This is a genomic window from Nocardioides hungaricus, from assembly GCF_054782915.1.
Window position 1 is genome coordinate 393,323 of sequence record NZ_BAAGRO010000016.1, and the last position, 23,640, is coordinate 416,962.

At 71.4% G+C, this 23,640-nt stretch carries 19 protein-coding genes; 13 read left to right on the top strand and 6 right to left on the bottom strand.

Annotation, left to right across the window (positions count from 1 at the left end; translation table 11 throughout):
- Position 1: 1 nt before the first annotated feature.
- From ACYVKX_RS06910 to ACYVKX_RS06930, 5 genes are all read left to right on the top strand, one after another.
- Positions 2-457 (top strand): SRPBCC family protein, encoded by a 456-nt coding sequence (locus tag ACYVKX_RS06910; protein WP_460830004.1) that lies wholly within the window; start codon positions 2-4, stop codon positions 455-457.
- A gap of 13 nt (positions 458-470) precedes the next feature.
- Positions 471-2,021: an acyl-CoA carboxylase subunit beta gene (locus tag ACYVKX_RS06915; RefSeq protein WP_460830121.1), complete on the top strand. Its 1,551-nt coding sequence runs from the start codon at positions 471-473 to the stop codon at positions 2,019-2,021.
- The gene (locus ACYVKX_RS06920; RefSeq protein WP_460830005.1) at positions 2,018-3,904 is read left to right on the top strand and encodes an acetyl/propionyl/methylcrotonyl-CoA carboxylase subunit alpha; all 1,887 of its coding nucleotides are present in this window, start codon (positions 2,018-2,020) and stop codon (positions 3,902-3,904) included. Before ACYVKX_RS06915 ends, ACYVKX_RS06920 begins: the two co-directional genes overlap by 4 nt.
- Complete coding sequence (locus ACYVKX_RS06925) at positions 3,901-5,076, top strand: acyl-CoA dehydrogenase family protein (protein ID WP_460830006.1); 1,176 nt, start codon at positions 3,901-3,903, stop codon at positions 5,074-5,076. Before ACYVKX_RS06920 ends, ACYVKX_RS06925 begins: the two co-directional genes overlap by 4 nt.
- A 140-nt stretch (positions 5,077-5,216) precedes the next feature.
- Positions 5,217-6,236, top strand: a complete 1,020-nt coding sequence (locus ACYVKX_RS06930; RefSeq protein ID WP_460830007.1) for a YihY/virulence factor BrkB family protein — start codon at positions 5,217-5,219, stop codon at positions 6,234-6,236.
- Between the two features lie 430 nt (positions 6,237-6,666).
- On the opposite strand, the gene ACYVKX_RS06935 is transcribed toward ACYVKX_RS06930, so the two are convergent.
- Positions 6,667-8,127 carry an ArnT family glycosyltransferase gene (locus tag ACYVKX_RS06935; RefSeq protein WP_460830008.1) on the bottom strand — a complete coding sequence of 487 codons (1,461 nt, stop codon included), beginning with the start codon at positions 8,125-8,127 and terminating at the stop codon, positions 6,667-6,669.
- Positions 8,128-8,239: 112 nt separating this feature from the next.
- On the opposite strand from ACYVKX_RS06935, the gene ACYVKX_RS06940 reads away from it, so the two are divergent.
- Complete coding sequence (locus ACYVKX_RS06940; protein WP_460830009.1) at positions 8,240-10,231, top strand: ATP-binding cassette domain-containing protein; 1,992 nt, start codon at positions 8,240-8,242, stop codon at positions 10,229-10,231.
- 4 nt (positions 10,232-10,235) lie between these two features.
- Here the strand turns inward: ACYVKX_RS06940 and ACYVKX_RS06945 are convergent, their stop codons facing one another.
- The 5 genes from ACYVKX_RS06945 to ACYVKX_RS06965 all read right to left on the bottom strand — a co-directional run bounded on the left by ACYVKX_RS06945 (position 10,236) and on the right by ACYVKX_RS06965 (position 15,322).
- Positions 10,236-10,997, bottom strand: a complete 762-nt coding sequence (locus ACYVKX_RS06945) for a tyrosine-protein phosphatase (RefSeq protein WP_460830010.1) — start codon at positions 10,995-10,997, stop codon at positions 10,236-10,238.
- Positions 10,998-11,133: 136 nt separating this feature from the next.
- Positions 11,134-12,306, bottom strand: a complete 1,173-nt coding sequence (locus ACYVKX_RS06950) for a sulfotransferase family protein (RefSeq protein WP_460830011.1) — start codon at positions 12,304-12,306, stop codon at positions 11,134-11,136.
- Positions 12,307-12,436: 130 nt separating this feature from the next.
- The gene (locus ACYVKX_RS06955) at positions 12,437-13,279 is read right to left on the bottom strand and encodes an SDR family oxidoreductase (RefSeq protein ID WP_460830012.1); all 843 of its coding nucleotides are present in this window, start codon (positions 13,277-13,279) and stop codon (positions 12,437-12,439) included.
- A 13-nt stretch (positions 13,280-13,292) separates the two neighbouring features.
- A complete protein-coding gene (locus tag ACYVKX_RS06960) occupies positions 13,293-14,438 on the bottom strand; it encodes a hypothetical protein (protein WP_460830013.1) in 1,146 nt (381 codons plus the stop codon).
- On the bottom strand, positions 14,438-15,322 hold the full coding sequence (locus ACYVKX_RS06965; protein WP_460830014.1) for a TIGR03619 family F420-dependent LLM class oxidoreductase: 885 nt from the start codon (positions 15,320-15,322) through the stop codon (positions 14,438-14,440). The genes ACYVKX_RS06960 and ACYVKX_RS06965 overlap by 1 nt, the downstream gene beginning before the upstream one ends.
- A gap of 46 nt (positions 15,323-15,368) precedes the next feature.
- Between ACYVKX_RS06965 and ACYVKX_RS06970 the strand changes: the two genes are divergently transcribed.
- The 7 genes from ACYVKX_RS06970 (at position 15,369) to clpB (ending at position 23,634) form a co-directional block, all read left to right on the top strand.
- Positions 15,369-15,815 carry a nuclear transport factor 2 family protein gene (locus ACYVKX_RS06970; RefSeq protein WP_460830015.1) on the top strand — a complete coding sequence of 149 codons (447 nt, stop codon included), beginning with the start codon at positions 15,369-15,371 and terminating at the stop codon, positions 15,813-15,815.
- Positions 15,816-15,857: 42 nt separating this feature from the next.
- A complete protein-coding gene (locus ACYVKX_RS06975; RefSeq protein WP_460830016.1) occupies positions 15,858-16,442 on the top strand; it encodes a hypothetical protein in 585 nt (194 codons plus the stop codon).
- Between the two features lie 390 nt (positions 16,443-16,832).
- Positions 16,833-18,701: a molecular chaperone DnaK gene (gene dnaK, locus ACYVKX_RS06980; protein ID WP_460830017.1), complete on the top strand. Its 1,869-nt coding sequence runs from the start codon at positions 16,833-16,835 to the stop codon at positions 18,699-18,701.
- Positions 18,698-19,261, top strand: coding sequence for a nucleotide exchange factor GrpE (gene grpE, locus ACYVKX_RS06985; protein ID WP_460830018.1), 564 nt, complete (start codon positions 18,698-18,700; stop codon positions 19,259-19,261). Before dnaK ends, grpE begins: the two co-directional genes overlap by 4 nt.
- Positions 19,262-19,282: 21 nt before the next feature.
- Positions 19,283-20,458, top strand: coding sequence for a molecular chaperone DnaJ (gene dnaJ, locus ACYVKX_RS06990; protein ID WP_460830019.1), 1,176 nt, complete (start codon positions 19,283-19,285; stop codon positions 20,456-20,458).
- Positions 20,458-20,892 carry a heat shock protein transcriptional repressor HspR gene (locus ACYVKX_RS06995; RefSeq protein WP_460830020.1) on the top strand — a complete coding sequence of 145 codons (435 nt, stop codon included), beginning with the start codon at positions 20,458-20,460 and terminating at the stop codon, positions 20,890-20,892. Before dnaJ ends, ACYVKX_RS06995 begins: the two co-directional genes overlap by 1 nt.
- A gap of 150 nt (positions 20,893-21,042) precedes the next feature.
- Complete coding sequence (clpB, locus tag ACYVKX_RS07000) at positions 21,043-23,634, top strand: ATP-dependent chaperone ClpB (protein WP_460830021.1); 2,592 nt, start codon at positions 21,043-21,045, stop codon at positions 23,632-23,634.
- Positions 23,635-23,640 lie beyond the last annotated feature (6 nt).

A 23,640-nucleotide genomic window follows, 5' to 3' on the forward strand; every position in this document is an offset into this window, starting at 1 on the left:
CATGTCGGGCCAGGTGACGGTCCGGATGGACGCGCCGCCGGGGAGGGTGTGGGCGCTGGTGTCCGACGTGACCCGCGTCGGCGAGTTCTCGCCGGAGACCTTCGAGGCGCGGTGGACCCGCGGCTCGACCGGTCCCGAGGTGGGCGCCCACTTCAAGGGCCATGTGCGGCGCAACGGCGTCGGCCCGACGTACTGGTCGCCCTGCCGGGTCACGAAGTGCGAGCCGAACGAGGTCTTCGAGTTCTCGGTCGGCACCGACGAGGTGACCGTCAACAACTGGGGCTACCGGCTCGAGCCGGACGGCGACGGGACCCTGGTGACGGAGTACTTCCGGCTCGAGCCCGCCTTCTACCTGCGCGCCTACTGGCTGGTGATGGGACGGCTCCGCGGCCGCACCAACGAGCGGGGCATGCGCACCACGCTCGAGCGGATGAAGGCGGTCGTCGAGGGTGACTGACAACCGGACGGCGATGCTGGAGAAGCTCGCCGACCTCGACGCCGAGCACGCCAAGGCGGTCGCGGGCGGCGGGCAGAAGTACGTCGACCGCCACCATGCCCGCGGCCGGCTGCTGCCGCGCGAGCGGATCGAGCTGCTCGTCGACGAGGGCTCGGCGTTCCTCGAGCTCTCGCCGCTGGCCGGCTGGGGCTCGGACTTCACCGTGGGCGCGAGCGTGGTCACCGGCATCGGGGTGATCGAGGGCGTCGAGTGCATGATCACCGCCAACGACCCGACGGTGAAGGGCGGCGCGTCGAACCCGTGGACGGTCAAGAAGATCTTCCGGGCCGCGCAGATCGCCGAGGAGAACGGGCTGCCCACGGTCTCGCTGGTCGAGTCCGGCGGCGCGGACCTGCCGACCCAGAAGGAGATCTTCATCCCGGGCGGCAAGCTGTTCCGCGACATCACCCGCGCCAGCGCGCGCAAGGAGCCGACGATCGCGCTGGTCTTCGGCAACTCCACCGCCGGCGGCGCCTACGTGCCCGGCATGTCCGACTACACGGTGATGGTCAAGGAGCAGGCCAAGGTCTTCCTCGGCGGCCCGCCGCTGGTGAAGATGGCGACCGGCGAGGAGTCCGACGACGAGTCGCTCGGCGGCGCCGAGATGCACGCCCGCGTCTCCGGCCTGGCCGACTACCTCGCCGAGGACGAGCTCGACGCGATCCGCATCGGCCGCCGCATCGTCGCCCGGCTGAACTGGCGCAAGGCCACGCCGCCGCCCGCCTCCTACGCCGAGCCGGACGAGGACCCCGACGGCCTGCTCGACCTGATCCCGACCGACCTCAAGGAGCCGTTCGACCCGCGCGAGGTGATCCGGCGCATCTGCGACGGGGTGAGCGAGACCAATGGCGCCGTCTTCGACGAGTTCAAGCCGCTCTACGGCACCTCGCTGGTCACCGGCTGGGCGAGGCTGCACGGCCGCCCGGTCGGCATCCTCGCGAACGCGCAGGGCGTGTTGTTCTCCGAGGAGGCGCAGAAGGCCACGCAGTTCATCCAGCTCGCCAACCAGGTCGACACCCCGCTGCTCTTCCTGCACAACACGACCGGCTACATGGTCGGCCAGGAGTACGAGCAGGGCGGCATCATCAAGCACGGCGCGATGATGATCAACGCGGTCAGCAACTCCCGGGTCCCGCACCTCTCGGTGATCATGGGCGCGTCGTACGGCGCCGGCAACTACGGCATGAACGGCCGCGCCTACGACCCGCGCTTCCTCTTCACCTGGCCCTCCGCGAAGTCCGCGGTGATGGGGCCCAAGCAGCTCGCGGGCGTGCTCGAGATCGTCGCCCGGCAGTCGGCCGAGGCGAAGGGCCAGGAGTTCGACGCCGAGGGGTTCAAGGGCATCAAGGAGGTCGTCGAGGCCCAGATCGAGGAGCAGTCCCTGCCCTTCTTCCTCTCCGGGATGCTCTACGACGACGGCGTGATCGACCCGCGCGACACCCGCACCATCCTGGGCATCTGCCTGTCGGTCATCGAGAACAGGCCGATCGTCGGCACCGACCGGTTCGGGGTGTTCCGGCCGTGATCACCCGCCTCCTGGTCGCCAACCGGGCCGAGATCGCGTCCCGGGTGTTCCGCACCTGTCGCGCCCTGGGCATCGAGACGGTGGCCGTCCACTCCGACGCCGATGCCGGCCTGCCCTACGTACGCGAGGCGGACACCGCCGTACGCCTCCCGGGGAACGCGCCGTCCGAGACCTACCTGCGCATCGACCTGGTGCTCGACGCCGCGCGCGCCGCTGCCGCTGATGCCATACACCCCGGCTACGGCTTCCTCTCCGAGAACGCCGACTTCGCCCGCGCCGTGCTCGACGCCGGCCTGATCTGGGTCGGCCCGACGCCGGAGTCGATCGAGGCGATGGGCTCGAAGATCCGGGCGAAGGAGATCATGCGCGACGCCGGCGTCCCGGTGCTCGAGGCACCGGCGAGCCCGACCGAGGCCGACCTGCCCCTGCTGGTCAAGGCGTCCGCCGGCGGCGGTGGCCGCGGCATGCGCATCGTCCGGTCGCTCGCGGACCTGCCCGGCGAGATCGCGGCCGCGGAGGCCGAGGCGGCCTCGGCGTTCGGCGACGGCACCGTCTTCGTCGAGCCGTACGTCGAGCGCGGCCGGCACGTCGAGGTCCAGGTCGTCGGCACGAGCGTGTACGGCGAGCGCGACTGCTCCCTGCAGCGCCGGCACCAGAAGGTGGTCGAGGAGGCCCCGGCACCCGGTCTGCGCGACGAGGTCCGCGCCGCGCTGCACGACGCCGCCCGCAAGGCGGCCGAGGCGGTCGGCTACCGCGGCGCCGGCACGGTCGAGTTCCTCTACGACCCGGCCACCGAGCGGTTCTTCTTCCTGGAGATGAACACCCGCCTCCAGGTCGAGCACCCGGTGACCGAGCTGGTGCACGGCATCGACCTGGTCGCGGCGCAGCTCTCGGTGGCGGAGGGAACGGCGGTCGAGGAGGTTGCGCAGCAACCGCCTCGAAACCCCGTTCCGGTGGGGCACGCGATCGAGGTGCGGCTCTACGCCGAGGACCCGAGCGCCGACTACCGGCCACAGAGCGGCATGCTGACCACCTTCGAGGTCCCGCTCGAGGACGGGATCCGCGTGGACACCGGCTTCGAGTCCGGCAGCGAGGTGTCGACGCACTACGACGCCATGCTGGCCAAGGTGATCGCGCACGCGCCGACCCGCGAGGCGGCGGCCCGCAAGCTCGCGTCCGTGCTGAGCCGGGCGCGGATCCACGGCGTCGTCACCAACCGGGACCTGCTGGTGGCGATCCTGCGCGACGAGACCTTCCTCGCCGGCGACGTGAGCACCGACCTCCTGGGTGGCTTCGAGACGGGACTTCGTCCTTCCTCGACCACCGGGGAGGCAGCGGTCGCGGCGGCGATCGCGCTGGCCGAGCAGGCGAAGGCGGCGCGGACCGTCCAGCGCGGCATCCCGGTCGCCTGGCGCAACGTGGTGTCGCAGCCGCAGCGCACGGTGTTCCAAGAGGCGACCGTCGAGTGGTTCGGCGCCTACCACGTGGACGGGCACACGGTGGTCGAGGCGGGCACGGAGACCGTGACACTGGAGACCGACGGGGTGTGCACGACGTACCGGATCGCTGTCAACGGCCCGGATGTGAACGTCGACAGCAGTCGTGGGCACGTGCGCCTGACGCGGGTGCCGCGGTTCGTCGATCCGGCCGAGCAGGTCGTGAGCGGCAGCCTGCTCGCGCCGATGCCCGGCACGGTCGTCGGCGTCGCGGTCGAGGCGGGGCAGCAGGTCGAGGCCGGCCAACGGGTGCTGGTGCTCGAGGCGATGAAGATGCAGCACCAGGTGGTCGCGCCGCACGCCGGCACGGTGACCGAGATCGACGTGAGGCCCGGCCAGCAGGTCGCTGCCGGTGAGGTCCTGGCCGTGGTGGAGGAGTCAGCATGAGCACGTTCAGCGAGTCCGAGGAGCGCCGGGAGCTGCGCCAGGCCGTGGCCCGGCTGGCCGGGAAGTACGGCCGCGAGTGGTTCACCGAGCGGGCCCGCGCCGGCGAGAAGACCACCGAGCTGTGGCTCGAGATCGGACGCAACGGCTATCTCGGCATCAACATCCCCGAGGAGTACGGCGGTGGGGGTGGCGGCATCGGCGACATCGCGGCCGTGTGCGAGGAGCTCGCGGCGCAGGGCTGCCCGCTGCTGCTCATGGTGGTGAGCCCGGCGATCTGCGGCACGATCATCAGCCGCTACGGGACGCCCGCGCAGAAGCAGCGCTGGCTGCCCGGCATCTGCGACGGCACCGGCACGATGGCGTTCGCGATCACCGAGCCGGACGCCGGCACCAACACCCACAACATCACCACGACCGCGCGCCGTGACGGCGACGAGTGGGTGCTGGGCGGCCGCAAGGTCTACATCTCCGGCGTCGACGAGGCCGACCACGTGCTCGTGGTCGCGCGCGCCGAGGCTCTGTCACCGGATGGGCAGAGGACGGGCAAGGTGAAGCCGGTGCTGTTCGTGGTGCCGACCGACAGCCCCGGCTTCGAGTTCCAGGCCATCCCGATGGAGATCGTCAGCCCCGAGCTGCAGTTCCAGGTGTTCCTCGACGACGTCCGGCTCCCGGCCGACGCGATCGTCGGCGACGAGGACGGCGGCCTCGCGCAGCTGTTCGCCGGGCTGAACCCGGAGCGGATCATGGCGGCGTCGTTCAGCACCGGACTGGCGCGGTACGCGATCGACAAGGCGGCGTCGTACGCCAAGGAGCGCACGGTCTTCCAGCATGCCATCGGCAGCCACCAGGCCATCGCGCACCCGCTCGCGCAGGCGCACATCGAGACCGAGATGGCCCGGCTGATGACCCAGAAGGCGGCCGCGCTCTACGACGCGGGCGACGACCTGGGCGCGGGCGAGGCCGCCAACATGGCCAAGTACGCCGCCGCCGAGGCCGCCTGCCACGCCGCGGACGCGGCCGTGCAGACCCACGGCGGCAACGGCATCACCCAGGAGTACGGCGTCGCCGGCCTGCTCGTCGCCACCCGCGCCGGCCGGATCGCGCCGGTCAGCCGCGAGATGATCCTCAACTTCGTCGCGATGCACTCCCTGGGGCTGCCGAAGTCGTACTGAGTCGGCCCGGACCTCGCCGCTCGCATGTAACGCCGGGTTACTGCTTGTTCCCACCACGTTGCAACCTGGTGGGAGGAAGGGATAACCCGGCGTTACATGTCGCGCAGCGCCGACGGCGTCCGCCTGGGTAGCGTGTCGCCGTGGGAGTCATCGACGGCGCCGATCGCGCGCAGCAGCGCTGGTCGGTGCTCGGCTACCCGCTCGCGGTGATCTACAAGTACTTCGACGACCAGGGCAACTACCTCGCCTCGATCATCACCTACTACGCGTTCATCGCGATCTTCCCGCTGCTGCTGCTCGGCTCCTCGATCCTCGGCTTCCTCCTGCAGGACGACCCCGGGCTCCAGCAGCAGATCCTCGAGTCGGCGCTCGCGCAGTTCCCGGTCATCGGCGACCAGATCGGCCGGCCCGAGGGCCTCACCGGCTCGACGGCCGCGATCGTCATCGGTGGCCTGGTCGCCCTCTACGGTGCGCTGGGCCTCGGCCAGGCCCTGCAGAACGCGCTGAACGTCGCGTGGTCGGTCCCGCGCAACAGTCGGCCCAACCCGTTCCTGCTGCGGCTCAAGAGCCTGTTGCTGCTGATGACCGCCGGCGTCGCCGTCCTGGCCATCTCGGTGCTCTCGACCCTCGCCGCGAACACCGAGGTGCTGGGCGAGACGGTGTCGTCGTACCGCTGGCCGATCACTCTGCTCACGGTCGTCGTCAACACCCTGGTCCTGACCGCGCTCTTCCGGGTCGGCGCCGCCCGCAGCCACGGCATCTGGACCGGCGCCGTCCCCGGCGCGGTCGTCGCCTCGCTGCTGTGGATCGGGCTGCAGCGTCTCGGCACCGCCTACGTCACCAACGTCCTCACCGAGACCAGCGCGATGAACCAGACCTTCGGCCTGGTCCTCGGCCTCATCGGCATCCTCTGGCTCACCGCGGTCATCGGCGTCCTCGGCATCGAGGTCAACGTCGTCCTCGAGCGCCGCCTCTGGCCCCGCGCCCTCCTCACGCCCTTCACCGATCGCGTCACCCTGACCGAGGCCGACCGCCGCGCGTACGCCGGATATGCGAGAGCCGCACGCCACAAGGGATTCGAGACGATCGAGATCCTCTTCGAGGACCAGCGGATCGCGCTGCCCGCCGAGGAGGACGACGGCGCCGACCACGCCCCGTAGGAAGCGGCCCAGCGCCGGCGGGCGGAACCGCGGGCCTGCGTCTCGCGTCCGACCGCCATGTGGAACCATGCCGTCGTCGTCAGGACGCTCCCGGCCGCTCTCGTGCTCGCCGCGGTGGGAGGGCCGGGGAGCCTCGCGGTGGGTGACGCCTCCCGGGCGGACCACCCGCAGGGCGTGTCGTCCTCGACCACCGTTGAGGCTCCACCCGTCCGGCCCCGAGGAGGGATCCGAGCCGGCACCGGCCCGGTCCCGATGCCCGAGGTCGCGCCGGCCGACCCACCGCCCGTGCCGATGCCCACGATCGAGCCGGCGACACCGGGGCCTGTGCCCATGCCGCGTGTCCAGGCACCCGACCGCGATCCGAGGGACGGCCGGCCCCTCGTGCCCGACCTGCCCGACGTGCGCTGACCGCCGGGTCGCTCGCGACGCATCACGCGTCGTAGTGCGCGAGCCCCTCCCACGCCGACGACCACGAGCCGACCGGGCCGGAGCAGACCCAGATGCCGGCGCCGACCTCCTCGTTCTCGGTGCCGGAGGAGTTCTGCAGCCGGTCTCGCAGCGAGCAGTCCTCGAAGCCGTCGGGGGTGCCCTGGAGGACCACGATCACCGGGGACGCGTCGGGAGGTGGCGGGCCCCACTCGCGGTAGCCGTTGTGGCCGCTGTACGTCGGGAGGCCGACGTCGTACCAGCGCATCGCGCCGGCCTCGCCGTAGTTGCTCGTGAAGATGACGGCGCGCTCGCGCTCCTCCGGCGACAGCGAGTCGACGACGGCACGGACCTGGCCGGCGTACTCGGGCCAGCCGACGGTGTCGAGCTGGACGTCGTTGATGTCGGCCCAGAAGGAGCCGGAGAAGGACGACGGGGGCAGCACGGGTACGACGGCGGGGTAGGCGAACGCCGAGGAGGCGACGACGGCGGCGCCGGTGAGGGCGAGCGCCCGGGTCGACCAGCGGGCGGCGAGGAGGGTGCAGCCGGCGGCGACGAGGGGCGGGATGAGGCCGCCGAAGTAGTAGCCCTTGCCGCCGGTGACGAGGAACGCAGCGAGCACGACGAGGAACGCCCAGGCCAGTACCCGGGCGCGGGCCCACTCCGGGCGACGGAGCAGCTGCACGATGCCGAGGACGTAGACGGCGCCGATGACCGGGCTGAACATCACGAACGCCTCGAGCACCATCGAGACGCGGCCGCCGACGCCGCCGTACTCGTCCGCGATGTCGGCGGAGAGGTCGAGGACCGGCCAGTCGTGCCGGGCCTGCCAGACCAGGTTCGGTGCCCACATCGCGGCCGCGATCAGCCCGCCGAGCCAGGGCCAGCGGGTGCGGAGCACCGGCCGCGTCTCGCGCGTGAGCGCGACGCCGACGAGCACGCCGAGCAGGCAGAACGCGACGGCGTGCTTGTTGTTGAGGCCGATCCCGGCGAGCACGCCGGCGAGCAGCCACAGCCGCGGCCGGTCGTCCACCAGCGCCTGGGCGACCACGACGAGGATCGCGGTCCAGAAGAGCAGGTCGTACGTCGAGGTCGACATCAGGTGCCCGAAGCCGAGGACGAGGGCGGAGAACGCCACGGCCACCGCGGTCAGCACCTGACCGGCCCGGGCGGCGCCGAGCAGCCGCGCCGCCTGGACCGCGAGCAGCACGACGGCCGCGACGGCGAGGACGCTGGGGAGCCTCAGCACCACCAGGCTCGACGGCGCGATGGTGTCCATGAGCGCGGCCAGCAGCGGCGTGAGCGACGGCTGGTCCGGGTAGCCCCACGCCGGATGCTGGCCGGCGGCCACGAAGTACATCTCGTCGCGGTGCGGGCCGTAGCGCGGCGACAGCGCGATGAGGGCGATCGCCTGGATCGCGACGATGACGCCGACCTCCCGGACGGCGTACGGGTGGCGGGTCACGCCATCAGTGTGGACCACCCGGGGCGCGCCGGGTGGCAGGACTTCTAGACCGGAGCCCGCTCCGAGGGCCGACGTGTGATGCTCGGTCCCCCCACACTTGGAGAGGAGCCCGATGAGCAACGGTCCATCGGCCGTGCCCGCGGAGCCCGGCCGGCGCGAGCTGTCCGAGATCCTCATCGGCCGGGCGGACTCCAACCACCTCGTCGTACCGGACCCGCTCGTGTCCCTCGTGCACGCCAGGGTCAGGCGCGGTGCCCCGGGGTCGAGCGCGACGGTGGAGGACCTGGACTCGTTCCGCGGCACCGCGCTGAACGGGACGCCCATCCACGCGCCGGAGCCGCTCCGGCCCGGTGACGTGGTCTCGGTGGGCAACCACGCGTTCCAGTGGAACGGCACGGACCTGGCCGAGGCTCCCGCGGCGACCGGGCCGTCGCTGGTCGCGGAGGGCCTCTCGGTCACGGTCAGGAACGGCCGGCGGCTGATCGACGGCATCGGCTTCAGCGTCGACGCCGGCACCCTGACCGCCGTCATCGGTCCGTCGGGGGCCGGCAAGTCGACGCTGCTCGGCGCGCTCACGGGGCTGCGGCCGGCGACCAGTGGACGCGTCCGCTGGCGGGGGCAGGACCTGTACGCCGGCTACGAGCAGCTGCGGTTCCAGGTCGGCCTCGTCCCGCAGCAGGACATCCAGCACGGCCAGCTGCGGGTCCGGGACGCCCTCATGTTCGCTGCGGAGCTGCGGCTGCCGCCGGACACGGCCCGGGCCGAGCGCGAGGAGCGGGTGCAGCAGGTCGCGGCCCAGCTCCAGCTCTCCGAGCGGATGGACAACCGCATCGGCAGCCAGCTCTCGGGCGGCCAGCGCAAGCGGGTCTCCATCGCCACCGAGCTCCTGACCGCGCCGCCACTGCTGTTCCTCGACGAGCCGACGTCCGGCCTGGACCCGGGCCTGGACGTCGAGATCATGCGCCAGCTGCGCCGCCTCGCCGACGGCGGTCGCACGGTCCTGGTCGTCACCCACTCGGTGCTGGCGCTGGACGTCTGCGACCGCGTCCTGATCCTGGCGCCGGGCGGGCGCATCGCGTACTTCGGCCCGCCGGCGGGGGTGCTCGCGCACTTCGGCTGCGCCAGCTACCCCGAGGTGTTCGACCTGCTCGACTCGCCCGAGACCCTGAGCCGGCTCGCCGCCGAGCGGGCCGCACCGGTGCCTACCTCGCCGCCGCCGGCGGGGGAGACGAGGCCGCCGCCGCGGCCGCGCACACCCAGGCGGGTCGTGAGGTCCCAGCTGTCCGCGCTCACGCGCCGCAACCTGGCGGTGATCGCCGGCGACCGCCTGCTGCTGACCATGCTCGTCGCGCTGCCGCTCGTGCTCGGCGTCCTGTCCCGCGTCGTCCCCGGGAACGCCGGCATGTCGCTGCTGCAGGCCCCACCGGGACCGGGCGGCTACCTCAACGCCGAGGAGGCGACGAAGCGGATCACGCTGCTGATCATCGCCGCCGCGCTCGTCGGGACCGCGATGACGGTGCGCGAGCTGGTCGGGGAGCGGCCGATCCTCCGGCGCGAGTACGCCGTCGGCCTGGTCCCGGACGTCTACCTCGCATCGAAGATCGGCGTCCTCGGCGTGGCCAGCTTCGCCCAGGGCGTCGTCGTCACCGGCCTGGCGACCGTCGGCCTGCCCGGTCCCGACTTCGGCGGGGCCCTCGGGCTGGGGCGGGTCGAGCTCGCGCTCGTCATCGGCTGGCTGGCGTTCACGATGGCGGTCGTCGGCCTGCTCGTGTCCGCGCTGCTGACCAGCAGCGAGCAGACCATGCCGGCGCTGGTCGGGATCGTCATGGTCCAGCTGGTGCTCTGCGGAGCGCTGGTCCAGGTGGCCGGCCGGCCCGTCCTCGAACAGCTGGCCTGGCTCGCGCCCGCGCGGTGGGCCTACGGCGCCACCGCGGCGACCGAGTACCTCCAGCGCCCGCTGCGCGAGCAGGGCCGGGCACTCGACTGGATCGCGCTCGGCGGCGGCCTCCACTGGGCGTTCGCCGTCGGCGTGCTGGCCCTGATCGCGGCCGGTACGACGGCGCTCGCCGTCCTCGCCGTACGACGCAGCGCCCGGTCGTCGTGACGGGTCAGTCGACCAGACGCTCCCGCAATTGCGCGATCAGGTCGTCGCCGAGGCCGAGCCCGTCGCGCAGGTAGCGCTCGACCGAGCCGTGGTCGGCCTCGACCGCGTCGTAGGCCGCCTGGAGATACTCGGGCTCGACGACCATCGTGGGCTCGTAGACCGCGACCTTCTCGGGGCCGAGGTGCTCGGCGACCAGCGCGAGGTACTTCTCGCGGGTGGCCGACGAGACCTCGTTGGTGAGCAGGTAGTCGGCGAGGATCGTGGCGCGGTCGACGCCCGCGATCTCCAGGAGCAGTACGGCGGCCCAGCCGGTGCGGTCCTTGCCGGCGGTGCAGTGGAAGAGCTGCGGCAGGTCGCCGGTGGCGAGCGAGGTCAGGAGCCGGGCGTACGACGCCCGCGAGGCGGGCGACCGGACGAAGGCGTCGTACACCGCCCGCATCACGCGGCGGGCGGCGGCGCTGTCGGTCATGCCCTCGACCAGCTCGGTCGGGATGCCGGAGATCTCGACGTGCTGCCAGGTCGCGCCGGGGACCTCGACGTCGGGGTGGGCGTCGATCTCGCGCTGGCTGCGCAGGTCGTGGATCGCCCGAATCCCCAATGCGGCAAGGGATGTGGCGTCGGTGTCGGTGAGCTGGAGCTCGTTGGAGCGGTAGCAGACGCCGCGGCGCACCCGGCCGCCGCCGCGTGTCGGGTACCCCGGCCCGGCGACGTCGCGGAAGTTGTCGGCGGACACGAGCCGGATCAGCTCGGCGGGTGCGTCGGTCACGGTTCGCAGGATAGGGGTCCCGGGGAAACGCCCGGTGAAGCCCGTCGTCGAGTTGGGCTGTAGTCGCACTCGAGTTGGGCCTTGTTCACACAGAGGCGGCGAAGGATGCCCAACTCAACGGCGAACATGGCCCAACTCAACGGTCGAAGGCCGCGCGGACCCGGTCCTCGGTGAGGCCGTAGTCCTCGAGCGCGTAGGCGTGCGAGGGCTTCGCCTTGCCCTGCTTGGACTCCTGGTCGATCTCCTCGACGGCCGCCCGGACCTCCGGGGTCCAGTCCAGCCCGAACCGGTCGTAGACGCGACGGGTCACGCCGAGCGGGTCGGTGACGAGATCCTGGAACGCGATGTCGACGAACTGCGACTGGTCGTACCTCGGCCGCGCGTCGTGGAAGGCGTGGAAGGCCCGCGACCACAGGTCCAGCTGGGTCCGGCCGATCACGTCGCCGACGTACGTCGTGGAGTGGCCCGCCGTGGTCTCGGCCGACAGCGAGCAGGACGAGGCGATGCAGGTGACCGGGTCGCGATGCGTGTAGACGATCAGCGCGTCCGGGTAGACGGTCATCAGCGCGTCGAGGGCGGTCATGTGCGAGGGGTTCTTGAGGACCCAGCGCTTCTCCGGGTCGTTGAGCCCGACCAGCTGGAGGTTCTGCCGGTGCCGGGCGTAGGCGTCGGTCCAGTCCTGCTGCCGGAGCCACGCGGTGTAGCGCGGGACGTGGGCCAGCGACTCGTAGGAGTTGGACTTGCCGGTCTGCCGCAGCAGCCGCCAGCACTCCTCGACCGTGGTCGCGTCCATGTAGTGGATCCCCATGAACTCGGGGGACTCGACGTGGTGCGCGGAGAACGCCTGCTGCATCGCGGCGAAGATCGGGTCGTCCGCCCAGGTGTCGCGGGGCGGCCGCGGCTGCGGGTACTGCGTCAGCCACATCTCCAGCCCCTGCGCCATCGGGTCGGCGTGCAGCAGCCGGTGCAGCGCGGTCGTGCCGGTGCGCGGCAGCCCCATCACGAAGATCGGCCGCTCGATGGGCACGTCGCGGTGCTCGGGGTGCGCGGCGAACTGCGCCTGCGTGAGGAGTACGCCGACCAGCGCGCTCTTCACCTCCGAGCGCTGGAAGTAGTTGCCCCTGGGCGTGAGCCCGGCCTCCGCCGACGCCAGGTCCTCGGTCAGGACCCGCAGGCCCTCCTCGTGGACCCCGTCCCCGAACTCGCCGCCCCCGAAGTCGGAGAGCCCGGTGGTCCGGACGGCGGCCGCGACGATGTCCTCGTAGCTGCCGACGTCCGGGCGCTCCCGGGTCATGATGTTGTCGCTCATCGTGTCTCCGGGCGGACGTCCGGGTGGGTGTCCTGGCGGCGCATTTGCGCCGGGATGGCAGCGCCGCGGCAGCCCCCATTGCCATAACAGCGCAATTGCGCCGAAATGGAGGACACCACGACCGCGGCCATCAGTCGTGGAACTCGCCGCAGTCGACCGTGAGCATCTGGCCGGTGACGGCGGAGGCCAGGTCGGAGGCGAGGAAGAGCGTCGCGCGGGCGACCTCCTGCGCGGAGGCGAGCCGCTTGAGGTCGGTGGGGGCCGCCTTCTCGGCGTACACCTCCTCGTGGGTCTTGCCCTCGACGGCCGCGAGGAAGTCGAAGTAGCCGCGGTTGACGTCCTCGTAGATGTAGGACGGCGCCACGCTGTTCACCCGGATGCCGCGCGGGCCGAGCTCGGTGGCCAGCGACGAGGCGAGGTGCTCCAGCGCGCCCTTGGACAGCTTGTAGCCGGCGTACTCGGGCTGCGAGGAGAACGAGACGCAGGAGTTCAGCATGATGATCGAGCCCCTGCTGGCCGACAGCGCGTCGGCGAAGAGCGCGGAGAGCCGCAGCGGCGCGAACACGTTGGTCTCGTTGACCTTGGCGAGCTTGCGCGGCTCGATCTGGGTGATCGGGTCCATCGGCGGGATCGTGAACGCGTTGTTGACGACGCAGTCGACCCGCCCGAACGCCTCGAGCGTCCGGTCGCGCAGGTGGGCGCGCGAGTCCTCGTCGGTCACGTCGGTGACCACGTTCACGACCTTGCCGCCGTGTCCTTCCAGCTCGGCCTGGAGCTCGAGGAGGCGCGACTCGGTGCGGCTGGCGATCACCAGGTCGGCGCCCATCCGCGCGGCCTCGTCGGCCAGCGCCCGGCCGAGGCCGGGGCCGATGCCGGAGATGACGACGACCTTCCCCTTGAGCAGGGGTACGGCGGCGTACCGCTCCTCGATCGACGTGTCGTGCGCCCGGGCGTAGCCAAGGTCGTTGCTCAACCCATTCTCCTTGTCAACTCAGCATCCTTCGGGCAACGGAGCGCTGCCGGGCGGCGATCCGCGCGGCGTACTCCTCGGTGGTGATGGGGGCGAAGTACGGCAGCTTCTCGGGTACGTCGGCGAGCGGCATCACCTCGGCCACGGGCCCGTCCTCGGGGCCGAGGTCGCGCTCGAGGCGCTGCCAGCGCAGCATGATCGCGCCGGTCGGGTGCCCCAGGCACTCGAGCCAGTTGGCGATCGGCGTACCGCCGGGTGGCGTCTCGGAGATCACGAACCGCATCGAGCCGTCGGGGTCGGTGACCGCCTGGGCCTTGGTGAGCGAGGTCTGGTGGGTCTCGTAGTCGGTGGAGACGTACCAGTCCGAGCCGATCTGGATCGCCTGGTAGGCGCAGTCGGTGCACTCGGGCACGGTCACGACCAGCGCCTCGTCCTCGGCGAGGTCGTAGTGGCCGATGGAGGAGCGCTGCGAGGAGAGTCCGCCGGGCGTGGACTGCGGGGCGGTCGGCTGGTTGGCCGGCTCCTGGTACTGGAAGAAGTGCGGGAAGGCGAACCACGTCTGGATCGAGCCGGTGAGCAGCTTGCCGGCGATCTCGTACCTCTTCGCCAGCCGCTCCCTGCTCAACGGCGCCGCCGGCGACCCCACGGTGTCGGTGCGCTCGATCCAGAGCCCGCCGCGCTCCTCGGTGTCCCAGTCGTTGTAGACCTCGCGCACGATCATCGTCTTGGCGCCGGGCTCGGCGACGTAGGTGAACTCGAACGAGCCGTCGTCCTTCACGTCCAGCTCGCGGTCGTCGAAGGCGAGCATCGAGGTGGCCGCGGAGTCGGCGGAGTAGGTCCCGCCCATCACCTGGAAGGACAGGTCGGCGGTGGTGCCGCGGACTCCCCGCACGACGTACTCGGCGCCCTCCGCGAGGTAGGCGTTGAAGTAGATCGCGTCGGGATTGTCCAGGCCCTGCCGGGAGTACTGGTGCGTGGGGTTGATGAACACCGGCCGGTCGAGGTCGTGGTCGAAGGCCATCTGCATGGCCATCCGGATCCGCCCGGCGAGGTAGTCGTAGCCCTCGAGCAGGTCCTGCTCGGACTTGATGAACGGGGCGCCCTCGATCAGCCTCTCGGCCTCGGCGATCGCGTCGCGCAGCGGCTGGGTGAGATCGGACATCAGAGCTTTCCGATGATCTGCTCGGCGTACCGCTCGAGGTGCTCTACCTTCTTCTCGAGCGGCTCGGTGTCCGGGCCCTCGATGTAGGGCATGCGGAACCCGACGATGCAGTCGGTGACGCCCTTGTCCTCCAGGCGCTTGACGCCGTCGAGGGTGTAGGCGTCGTAGGAGATCACGTGCACCTCGAAGTCGTCGCGGGTGTCGCCCTCCTCCGCACGGATCTCCGCGAGCCGGGTCAGCAGCCGGTCCAGCTCCTCGCCGTCGCCGCCGGCGTGCATCCAGCCGTCGCCCTTGCGTACGGCGCGGCGCAGCGCCGCGTCCGCGTGTCCGCCCACCAGCAGCGGGACGGTCTCGGTCGGCGTCGGGCACTGCTTGAGCGCGTCGACGTCGTAGAAGTCGCCGTGGTACTCGAAGAAGCCCTGTCGATCCTGGGCGGTGGTCAGGCCGCGCAGGATGTCCATGCACTCGTCCATCCGCTTGCCGCGCCTCTCCCAGCCGACGCCCATGGCGGCGAAGTCCTCGGGCCACGGCGAGATGCCGACGCCGAGGCCGAGCCGGTTGTCCGAGAGGAACGCCAGCGACGAGGCCTGCTTGGCGACCAGCACCGGCGGCCGGATCGGGAGCTTCAGGACGAACGGCGTCAGCCGCAGCGTGGTCGTGTGCGCGAACAGGTGCGCGCACAGCACCATCGTCTCGATGAACTCCTTGCCGTCCAGGAACTCCCGGTCGCCGGTGTCGGTGTAGGGGTACTTCGCGTCGGAGTCCCTCGGGTAGATGACGCTGTCGGCGACGGTCATGCTCGTGTACCCCGCCGCCTCGGCCGCCCGGGCCAGGGGCGCGTAGTACGTCGCCTGCGTCATCGCCTCGGCGTAGCTGAATCGCATGGGCCACACACTAGAACGTGTTCCAGTTTTGTGCCAGAGTTCAGGCGTGACCGAACTGCCGCAGCACCACGTGGACCGCCTCGACATCGAGGAGGTCCTGATCCGCTACACGCGTGCGATCGACACGGGCGACTGGGGCGCCCTCGACGACGTGTTCACCCCCGACGCCGAGATCGACTACACCGAGTCCGGCGGCATCGCCGACAGCTACCCGGCCGTGAAGTCGTGGCTGGCCGAGGTGCTGCCGGCGTTCTTCCCGAAGCGGATGCACTCGCTGCACCAGGTCGACATCACGTTCCCAGGAGGCGAGCAGGGCGGGGACGAGGCGCTTGCCACGGCGTACTTCCACAACCCGATGCCGATGTCGGACGGTGACGGCGGGGAGAAGGTCGTCGAGTTCGGCGGGCTGTACCACCACACGCTCGTCCGGACCTCCGATGGCTGGCGCAGCCGGAGACTGCACGAGGAGATCGTCTGGAAGCGGGGGATCTGACGCGACTGGCCGCCGCTCCCCACCGCCGTGGACAATGGGGTCATGTCCGAGCAGCTCCCCGAGCGTCCCGACGAGGCGCACCCGATCGCGGCCGGCCTGATCGCCCTGGCCGGCGTCGCGGTGGTGGTCGGCCTGGTGCTGGGCCTCGTCGTGGCCGCGGGCAGCAACGTGCTCGGGCTGGGCAGCGACGGCGGCGGTGGGTCCACGAGCTCCGAGGCGTCGATGTACCTGCCCAGGCCGCAGAAGACGCCGACCGCGACCGCGCCGGAGTACACCCTGGCGCCGCCGGTGGACGGCACCTCGGGCACGCCGTCGCAGCCGTCCAGCTCCGAGCCGACCGAGTCGGAGTCGCCGCGCAAGCAGATCACGCTGTCGGCGTCGACCACGACGTCGGCGCCGATGGAGCAGTTCGACCTCACCGGCGTCTACCCGAGCGGCGAGGGCGCGATCCTCCAGGTGCAGCGGTTCGAGGGCGGTGCCTGGGTCGACTTCAACGCGACCGGCTCGGTCAGCGGCGGTACCTTCCAGATCCCGGTCTACACCAGCCAGGCCGGCGTGAACCGCTTCCGGGTCGTCGACTCCGACACCGGCCTGGAGTCCAACGAGATCCGGGTCACCATCGGCTGACGCCGCCCGCCGCCGGTGAATGCCGAGTCGGCGCAAGTTGCCCGCTCAGATGGCGCGACTCGGCGTGAGTTGCCCGCCAGGAGCGCCGAGTCGGCGCATCTTGTACGCCGGGTGGGCAAGACGCGCCGAGTCGGCACCCTGACGTGGGCAAGACGCGCCGAGTCGGCACCCTGACGTGGGCAAGACGCGCCGAGTCGGGTGAGAGGCCAGCCGGTGGTCGCCGGATTCGTCGGCCCATCCGGGAACAACCCCGGGGTCGAGCTGCGTTGAGCCGGGTGATAGAAGTTGAGTCGACTGGACTCAACTGGTTTGGGGTCCGGGCCGCGGGTCGCGGCACGATGGCACCCAGAAGACTGCAGCACAGGACTCGACACCGGAGGTAACACGGACATGGCACGTGCGGTCGGCATCGACCTCGGCACGACGAACAGCGTCGTCGCCGTCTTGGAGGGTGGCGAGCCCACCGTCATCGCGAACGCGGAAGGCGCCCGCACCACCCCGTCGGTCGTCGCCTTCGCCAAGAACGGCGAGGTGCTGGTCGGCGAGGTCGCCAAGCGTCAGGCGGTGACCAACGTCGACCGGACCATCCGGTCGGTCAAGCGCCACATGGGCACCGACTGGAAGCAGCAGATCGACGACAAGACCTTCACCGCGCAGCAGATCAGCGCGTTCGTGCTGCAGAAGCTCAAGCGGGACGCGGAGGCCTACCTCGGCGAGCCGGTCACCGACGCGGTGATCACGGTCCCGGCGTACTTCTCCGACGCCCAGCGCCAGGCCACCAAGGAGGCCGGCGAGATCGCGGGCCTCAACGTCTCGCGCATCGTCAACGAGCCGACCGCGGCCGCGCTGGCCTACGGCCTCGACAAGGGCGACGACCAGACCATCCTGGTCTTCGACCTCGGCGGCGGCACGTTCGACGTGTCCCTGCTCGAGATCGGCGAGGGCGTGGTCGAGGTCAAGGCGACGTCCGGCGACAACCACCTCGGCGGCGACGACTGGGACGCACGGATCGTCGACTGGATGGTCAAGAGGTTCAAGGACAACAACGGCGTCGACCTCGGCGCGGACAAGATCGCCAAGCAGCGCCTCCAGGAGGCCGCGGAGAAGGCGAAGATCGAGCTGTCCTCCTCGAGCGAGACCACGATCCACCTGCCCTACATCACCCACGGCGAGTCCGGCCCGCTGCACTTCGAGGAGAAGCTGACCCGAGCTGAGTTCCAGAAGCTCACCGCGGACCTGCTCGACCGCACCAAGGCGCCGTTCCAGAGTGTCCTCAAGGACGGCGGCGTCGCCGTCTCCGCGATCGACCACGTCGTGCTCGTCGGCGGCTCGACCCGGATGCCCGCGGTGACCGAGCTGGTCAAGGAGCTGCTCGGCGGCAAGGAGCCCAACAAGGGCGTGAACCCCGACGAGGTCGTCGCCGTCGGCGCCGCCCTGCAGGCCGGCGTCCTCAAGGGCGAGGTCAAGGACGTGCTGCTGCTCGACGTCACCCCGCTGAGCCTCGGCATCGAGACCAAGGGCGGCGTGATGACCACCCTGATCGAGCGCAACACCACGATCCCGACCAAGCGGTCCGAGATCTTCACGACCGCCGACGACAACCAGCCGTCGGTCGAGATCAAGGTCGCCCAGGGCGAGCGCCAGATGTGGTCGCAGAACCAGCCGCTCGGCAACTTCGAGCTCACCGGACTCCCGCCCGCCCCGCGCGGCGTGCCGAAGATCGAGGTCACCTTCGACATCGACGCCAACGGCATCGTGCACGTGACCGCGAAGGACCAGGCCTCCGGCAAGGAGCAGTCGATGACGATCTCCGGCGGCTCCGCGCTGTCGAAGGAGGACATCGACCGGATGGTCAAGGAGGCCGAGCAGTACGCCGAGGAGGACGCCAAGCGCCGCGAGGCGGTCGAGGTCCGCAACCAGGCCGACCAGCTCGTCTACACGACCGAGAAGTTCCTCGCCGACAACGCCGAGAAGCTGCCCGAGGACGTGCAGACCGAGGTCCGGGCCGACGTCGACGCCCTCAAGGCCACCCTGGAGAACGCCGACGCCTCGGCCGAGGAGCTCCAGGCCGGCATCGCCAAGCTCGGCGAGTCCAGCCAGAAGATGGGTGCCGCGATGTACGCCGCGGCCGAGGCCGACGCGGCCGCCGCCGGCGGTGCTGCCGGTGCCGGCGGCTCGACCGGCGAGGCCGACGACGACGTCGTCGACGCCGAGATCGTGGACGAGGACACCGACGGGCCCGAGGGCGAGACCAAGTGACCGAGCCGTCCCAGGACGAGCAGCTCATCCCGATGCCTGAGGAGCAGGAGACCCCGGCTCCTCAGGCCGAGGACTCCGCCGAGGAGCAGGCTGTCGAGCCGGAGGACGAGCTGACCGCCGTACGCCGTCAGCTGGAGGAGCGCACCGGCGACCTCCAGCGGCTGCAGGCCGAGTTCGTCAACTACAAGCGCCGGGTGGAGCGGGACCGCGAGCTGATCAGGGAGAACGCGACCTACGCCGCGCTCGCCCCGATCGTCGAGGTCCTCGACACCGTCGACCGGGCGCGCGAGCATGCCACGGCCAGTGGGCAGAGCCTGGACCCCGGCTTCCAGGCGGTGGTCGACCAGCTCGAGCGGGTCGTCGCGGGCGTGGGCCTGACGAAGTTCGGCGCGCCGGGCGACGCGTTCGACCCGACCATCCACGAGGCGCTGAGCCACATCGGCGAGGACCCCGAGGTCGAGGTGACCACCTGCAAGGTGGTGGCCAAGGCCGGCTACCGCATCGGCGAGCGCGTCGTCCGCGCCGCGCAGGTCCTGGTGGTCGATCCTGCAAGCAGCTAGACGAGGGAAGGGAGGTGTGCAGTGAGCGCGACTGACAACGGCTTCCGGGCCGACTGGGCGCAGAAGGACTTCTACGCCGAGCTGGGCGTCAAGAAGGACGCGTCGGCCGACGACATCAAGAAGGCCTACCGCAAGCTCGCGCGCGCCAACCACCCCGACTCCAACCCCGGCGACACCGCCGACAGCCGGGCCAAGCACGACAAGTTCAAGGCGGTCGCCGAGGCCTACGACGTCGTGGGCGACCCCGACAAGCGCACGAAGTACGACGAGATGCGCCAGCTCTACGGGTCCGGCGCGTTCCGGGGCGGCTTCGGTGGTGGGCAGGGCGGCGGGTTCAACCTCGACGACCTGCTGCGCGACCAGGCCGGTCAACGCGGCGGCTTCGGCGACATGTTCGGCGACCTCTTCGGCGGCCGGCGCCAGCAGCGCGCCGCCCATCCGCAGAGGGGCGCCGACGCCGAGACCGCCGCGACGATCAGCTTCACCGACGCGCTCGAGGGCGTCACGATCTCGCTGCGGCTGACCTCCGACGCGGCCTGCCCGGACTGCCGCGGCACCGGCGGCAAGCCCGGCACCAAGCCGAGGGTCTGTCCCGAGTGCGAGGGCGCCGGCTTCGTGGTCGCCTCCGCCGGCGGCGCGTTCTCGATCAACGAGACCTGCCCGCGCTGCGGCGGCCGCCAGCTGATCTACGACGAGTCCTGCCCGACCTGCCACGGCAGCGGCCGCGGCACGTCCGCCCGCACGATCTCGGCCCGCATCCCCGCGGGGGTGAAGGACGGACAGCGGATCCGGCTGCGCGGCAAGGGTGGGGCCGGCGAGAACGGCGGGCCCGCCGGCGACCTGTTCGTCACCGTGAAGGTCACCCCGCACCGGCTCTTCGGCCGCAAGGGCGACAACCTGACGCTCGACGTACCCGTGGCCTTCGACGAGGCCGCGCTCGGCGCCGAGGTCAAGATCCCGACCCTCGGCGGCGGCCCGGTCACGCTCAAGGTCCCGGCCGGTACGCCGAACGGCCGCACCTTCCGGGTCCGGGGCAAGGGCGCCACCAAGGCCGACGGCACCCGCGGCGACCTGCTCGCGACCGTCGACGTGCAGGTGCCGGCCACGCTGTCGGCCGACGCGCGGGCCGCGGTCGAGGCCTACCGGGCCGCGATGGCCGGCAAGCCGCTGCGCACCAAGCTCTTCGAGGGCTCCTGATGCCTCGGCCGCCGTTCGAGCCCCCCGGCCCCGACGCCGCGGTCTTCGTGATCAGCGTGGCCGCCGAGCTCAGCGGCCTGCACCCGCAGACGCTGCGCACCTACGAGCGGATGGGGCTGATCACGCCGGGCCGCACCGGCGGTGGCGGGCGCCGCTACTCCCCGCGCGACGTCGAGCTGCTGCGCTCGATCTCCGAGCTCACCTCGTCGGGCATCGGCATCGAGGGCGTGCGCCGCATCCTCGAGCTCGAGAACCGGCTCGCCGCCCTCGCCGCCCGCAACGAGGAGCTGGTCGCCGAGCTCGAGGCCACGCGGGAGGCCCTGCGGCAGACGCTCGCCGTCCGGCGTACCTCCGACGGCGTGGTCAACAAGCTCCCGGTCCTCCGCGGACCCGACCCCGGGCAGTCGGTCGTCGTCTGGCGCCGCGGCCGCTGATCGGGGCCCGTCGCACCTGACGCTCCGGTCGTCTGCGAGTGGTTCCCACCGACAGCACGCAGCTCGGAGTTGAGTGGAACAGACTCAACTTTCGGCGCGTTGGAATCAGCAGAGTGTTCGGACCCACCACGTTCGCAGGAGAATGCCGCCATGAGCCAGTTCGGCGCCGAGAAGTTCACGACCCGCAGCCGGGAGGCGATCGAGGCCGCCCAGCTGTCCGCGACCACCGCGGGCAACACCCACACCGAGCCGATCCACCTGCTGGTCGCGCTGCTGCGCCAGGAGGACGGTACGGCGCGCAACCTGGTCGCCAAGGCCGGGGTCGACGCCACCGCGCTGCTGGCCCAAGCCGAGCAGGCGATGAGCGCGCTGCCGCGCGCGAGCGGTGCGACCGTCCAGCAGCCCAGCGCGTCCCGGGGTCTGGCCTGGGTGCTGGGCGAGGCGATCGGCCTCGCCGCGTCGATGAAGGACGACTACGTCGCGAGCGAGCACCTGCTCATCACGCTGGCCCGCGAGGGCAGCACCCAGAAGGTGCTCGGTCCGGCCGGCCTCACGCCGCAGGTGCTCGAGGAGAACCTGACCGCCGTACGCGGCAACCGCCGGGTCACCAGCCAGGAGGCCGAGTCGACCTACGAGGCGCTGGAGAAGTACAGCGTCGACCTGACCAGGTCGGCCGAGGAGGGCCGGCTCGACCCGGTCATCGGCCGCGACGCCGAGATCCGCCGGGTCGTGCAGGTGCTCTCCCGGCGCACCAAGAACAACCCGGTGCTCATCGGCGAGCCCGGGGTCGGCAAGACCGCCGTGGTCGAGGGGCTCGCCCAGCGCGTCGTCGCGGGCGACGTACCCGACTCCCTCAAGGGGCGGCGGGTGCTCAGCCTCGACCTGGCCGCGATGGTGGCCGGCGCGAAGTACCGCGGCGAGTTCGAGGAGCGGCTCAAGGCGGTGCTCGAGGAGATCAAGGACGCCGGCGGCCAGGTCATCACCTTCATCGACGAGCTGCACACGGTCGTCGGCGCGGGCGCCGGCGGCGACTCCGCCATGGACGCCGGCAACATGCTCAAGCCGATGCTGGCCCGCGGCGAGCTGCACCTTATCGGCGCGACCACGCTCGACGAGTACCGCGAGCGGATCGAGAAGGACCCGGCGCTGGAGCGCCGCTTCCAGCAGGTCTTCGTCGGCGAGCCGTCGGTCGAGGACACCATCCAGATCCTGCGCGGCATCCAGGAGAAGTACGAGGCGCACCACGGCGTCCGGATCACCGACGCCGCGCTGGTCGCGGCCGCCACCCTGTCCGACCGCTACATCACCGGCCGCCAGCTCCCCGACAAGGCGATCGACCTCGTCGACGAGGCGGCGTCCCGGCTGCGGATGGAGATCGAGTCCTCACCCGAGGAGATCGACCAGCTCCGGCGGCAGGTCGAGCGGCTGAAGATGGAGGAGTTCGCGCTCGAGAAGGAGAGTGACGAGGCGTCCCGGGAGCGGCTCGACGCGCTGCGCCAGGACCTCGCCGACCGCGAGGAGGAGCTGCGCGCGCTCGAGGCCCGCTGGGAGCGGGAGAAGCAGTCGCTCGAGGGCGAGGGCGAGCTGCGCCGTCAGCTCGACCAGCTGCGCATCGAGGCCGAGCGGCTCCAGCGCGAGGGCGACCTCGGCCAGGCCAGCGAGATCCTCTACGGCCGGATCCCGGCGCTCGAGGCGCAGATCGAGGCGGCGACCGCCGCCGAGAAGTCGACCGTCGAGCCGCTGGTGGGCGAGGAGGTCGGCGCCGAGCAGGTCGCCGAGGTGGTCGAGGCCTGGACCGGCATCCCCACCGGCCGGATGCTCCAGGGCGAGACCGCCAAGCTGCTGGAGATGGAGCAGGTCATCGGCGAGCGGCTGATCGGGCAGCGCGCCGCGGTGAGCGCCGTCAGCGACGCCGTACGCCGCTCGCGCGCGGGCATCAGCGACCCGCACCGCCCGACCGGCTCGTTCCTCTTCCTCGGCCCGACCGGCACCGGCAAGACCGAGCTGGCCAAGGCGCTCGCGGATTTCCTGTTCGACGACGAGCGGGCGATCGTGCGCATCGACATGAGCGAGTACTCCGAGAAGCACTCCGTGTCGCGGCTGGTCGGCGCCCCTCCCGGCTACGTCGGGTACGACGAGGGCGGCCAGCTCACCGAGGCGGTGCGTCGCCGCCCGTACAGCGTGATCCTGCTCGACGAGGTCGAGAAGGCGCACCCCGAGGTCTTCGACATCCTGCTGCAGGTGCTCGACGACGGCCGGCTGACCGACGGCCAGGGCCGTACGGTCGACTTCCGCAACACGCTGCTGATCCTGACCAGCAACCTGGGCTCGACCTACCTCGTCGACCCGACGCTGGACCCGGAGAAGAAGCGCGAGTCGGTGCTGGCCGTGGTGCGGTCGTCGTTCAAGCCGGAGTTCCTCAACCGGCTCGACGAGATCGTGATCTTCGACGCGCTCAGCCAGGAGGAGCTGGCCCGCATCGTCGACCTGCAGCTCGGGCTGCTCGAGAGGCGGCTGGCCGCCCGCCGGATCACGATCGCCGTGACCGACGACGCGAAGCGCTGGCTCGCCGAGACCGGCTACGACCCGGCGTACGGCGCCCGCCCGCTGCGCCGCCTGATCCAGACCTCGATCGGCGACCCGCTGGCCAGGCTGCTCATCGCCGGCGAGGTCACCGACGGGTCGGCGGTGACGGTCGAGCGCGCGGAGGACGGCGACGGGCTGGCGCTTCGGACCGCGTGATGGAAT

Bases quoted from the DNA above. Each gene is read 5' to 3' on its own strand.
- clpB (WP_460830021.1), top strand. From the start codon at position 21,043: ATGAGCCAGTTCGGCGCCGAGAAGTTCACGACCCGCAGCCGGGAGGCG.
- ACYVKX_RS06975 (WP_460830016.1), top strand. From the start codon at position 15,858: ATGTCCGAGCAGCTCCCCGAGCGTCCCGACGAGGCGCACCCGATCGCG.
- ACYVKX_RS06960 (WP_460830013.1), bottom strand. From the start codon at position 14,438: ATGTCCGATCTCACCCAGCCGCTGCGCGACGCGATCGCCGAGGCCGAG.
- ACYVKX_RS06950 (WP_460830011.1), bottom strand. From the start codon at position 12,306: ATGAGCGACAACATCATGACCCGGGAGCGCCCGGACGTCGGCAGCTAC.
- ACYVKX_RS06910 (WP_460830004.1), top strand. From the start codon at position 2: ATGTCGGGCCAGGTGACGGTCCGGATGGACGCGCCGCCGGGGAGGGTG.
- ACYVKX_RS06925 (WP_460830006.1), top strand. From the start codon at position 3,901: ATGAGCACGTTCAGCGAGTCCGAGGAGCGCCGGGAGCTGCGCCAGGCC.
- ACYVKX_RS06965 (WP_460830014.1), bottom strand. From the start codon at position 15,322: ATGCGATTCAGCTACGCCGAGGCGATGACGCAGGCGACGTACTACGCG.
- ACYVKX_RS06940 (WP_460830009.1), top strand. From the start codon at position 8,240: ATGAGCAACGGTCCATCGGCCGTGCCCGCGGAGCCCGGCCGGCGCGAG.
- ACYVKX_RS06995 (WP_460830020.1), top strand. From the start codon at position 20,458: ATGCCTCGGCCGCCGTTCGAGCCCCCCGGCCCCGACGCCGCGGTCTTC.
- ACYVKX_RS06915 (WP_460830121.1), top strand. From the start codon at position 471: ATGCTGGAGAAGCTCGCCGACCTCGACGCCGAGCACGCCAAGGCGGTC.
- dnaK (WP_460830017.1), top strand. From the start codon at position 16,833: ATGGCACGTGCGGTCGGCATCGACCTCGGCACGACGAACAGCGTCGTC.